This window comes from Moorena sp. SIO4E2 (assembly GCF_010671945.1).
In the GTDB taxonomy this organism is placed as follows: Bacteria; Cyanobacteriota; Cyanobacteriia; order Cyanobacteriales; family Coleofasciculaceae; genus Moorena; species Moorena producens.
Map to the genome: position 1 here is coordinate 1 of NZ_JAAHIE010000906.1, position 2,290 is coordinate 2,290.

A 2,290-nucleotide genomic window follows, 5' to 3' on the forward strand; every position below is an offset into this window, starting at 1 on the left:
TGCTAATTTCTTTTTCTGTGCATCCATACAAGATTTAAATTGACATTTAAATTGACAATACTCGGTATTTTGGCCTAGCCCTTGCCCTAAACATCTTTCCTAGTTTGGCAACTCAGCCAGGATAACATGCTTGATTGCCCTTTTGTGAATTTGCGTTAGTTTAGCTTCATCCGCGCTTATGCCCCACGTCCGCACCGAACGCGCCCCGCGTCGGGCAAAGCCCGAAAGGTCGGCCTGGGATAAATGGCGGACAGGAACTTTGATACTTTGTTACCGTCTATAATGAAAATAGTAGGGTAATCAAATTAAGAGCTAACCGCCACCTACTAACTGCAAATACTAACTGAAAATAGAACGAGTTGTATTGTTCCGGTGCGGAGGGGCATCCCGTGTCGTCAATAAAGCTTGCCGAGTATCCTAACCGTTGGGTGGAGTTGGCAAGAAGCCCACACTGTAATCTCTGATGAGCGTGTGGGAGTATGTCACGAGGTAACTACTGTTGTTGGACAATGCCCGTGCTGTTTCCACACTCTGTCCTACGTGCAAGTTTAGCGGTTTGTCTTCTCGGTTTGTTGAGTGCCTGCGCCAACACTAACCTAGGTAACGCTTTGCAGCGGTCTTTGGGAGCAGACCCCAAACTGAAGGATAACCCACCCAAAAACTTGAGTGGGCCATCTCCGAATAAGCCTCAAAGTACTCCCCAGAAACAGAAGTCAGTACCGTTGCCAGAAGACTTCCCCACTGAGATTCCCCGTTATCAAGAAGCAACCTTGGAACAAGTGGAACCCCTCAAAGATGCTGCTGGTCCAGGTAAGCTGACGATTTGGTCATCCCCTGACCCAATTAATTTAATTCAGAACTTTTACCAAAAGACCTTTGAGTCGCAAGGCTGGGAAGTCCTCGACCAGCCAGAGGATCAAGATGGTGGCACCTTCATCGTCCGTCGTAATGACTTGGATGTTACCCTTTCGATTCCTGCTCGTGCTACTACTGGCAAATCGACCGCTGCCTCCTCATCAAAGCCGCCAGCGGTTGCTACCAACAGCAGTGTGACTACATTTGATATTCAGTACGTCCGGGATGGTAAGGATACCAAAGCTGAGAAACCACAACCATCCCAGAAACCACAACCATCCCAGAAACCAACACAAGCTCAAAAACCAACACAAGCTCAAAAACCAACACAACCTGAGAAACCAACACAACCCCAGAAACCAACACAACCTGAGAAACCAACACAAGCTCAAAAACCAACACAACCTGAGAAACCACAACCACCCTCTGAGGTCGCCAGTAAGCCAGCTAAGGTCAGGTCAGGACAACCAGAGAAATTTACTGACTTGGATAAAGTCCCCCGAGATTTGCGTAAGTATGTGGCAGATTTGGCAAAATTGGGAGTCTTAACGCCAGACACGACTAACCCAAAAACTAATACTGATAGTCAAGGTATTCAGTTTGCCCCGAATCAAACCATAAACCGCCGTCAGTACGCCCGTTGGCTAATGGATGCCAATAATCGAATCTATGCTAATCGTCCAGGATTGCAAATCCGTTTAGCATCCAACACTACTCAACCTGCATTTCAGGATGTGCCTCGTACGGATCCTGATTTTCCCTATATTCAGGGATTAGCTGATGCTGGATTAATTCCTAGTCCCCTCAGTGGCGATTCTACCGCAGTATTGTTTCGTCCAGATGCACCGTTGACTAGGGAAAATCTGATGTTGTGGAAAGTGCCTCTCGATACTCGTAAAGCCTTGCCCAAAGCCTCTATTGAAGCAGTGAAAGAAACCTGGGGCTTCAAAGATACCGCTGAAATTGACCCGAAAGCATTGCGAGCCGTCTTAGCTGATTTCCGAAATGGCGATTTGGCAAACATTCGCCGAGTTTTTGGTTATACAATATTGTTTCAGCCTAAAAAACCAGTCACCCGTGCTGAAGCAGGAGCAGCGCTTTGGTATTTCGGTTCTCAGGGTGAAGGGCAATCTGCCCAAGAAGCACTGTTTCTTAAACCTCAAACCAGTCAGCCATCAGGGGCACCAAAAGCTACACCATCGAATTAGGTGCATACAAAACGTAAGCATTCAGCTATCAGCTATCAGCTATCAGCTATCAGCTATTAGCATTCAGCTATCAGCTATCAGCTATCAGCTATCAGCTATCAGCTATCAGCTATCAGCTATCAGCTATCAGCTATCAGCTATCAGCTATCAGCTATCAGCTATCAGCTATAAGCTATCAGCTATCAGCTATCAGCTATTAGCTATCAGCTTTTGTCTATAAGAGGTAA

Annotated in this window: 2 protein-coding genes; both read left to right on the top strand. The window is 46.6% G+C overall.

What is annotated here, in order from left to right:
• The first annotated feature begins 509 nt into the window (after positions 1–509).
• Entirely contained in the window at positions 510–2,063 is a 1,554-nt protein-coding gene (locus F6K37_RS38820; RefSeq protein WP_287256531.1) for an S-layer homology domain-containing protein, read from the top strand.
• Positions 1,975–2,283 (top strand): hypothetical protein, encoded by a 309-nt coding sequence (locus F6K37_RS38825; RefSeq protein ID WP_287256529.1) that lies wholly within the window; start codon positions 1,975–1,977, stop codon positions 2,281–2,283. The genes F6K37_RS38820 and F6K37_RS38825 overlap by 89 nt, the downstream gene beginning before the upstream one ends.
• The last annotated feature ends 7 nt before the right edge of the window (positions 2,284–2,290 follow it).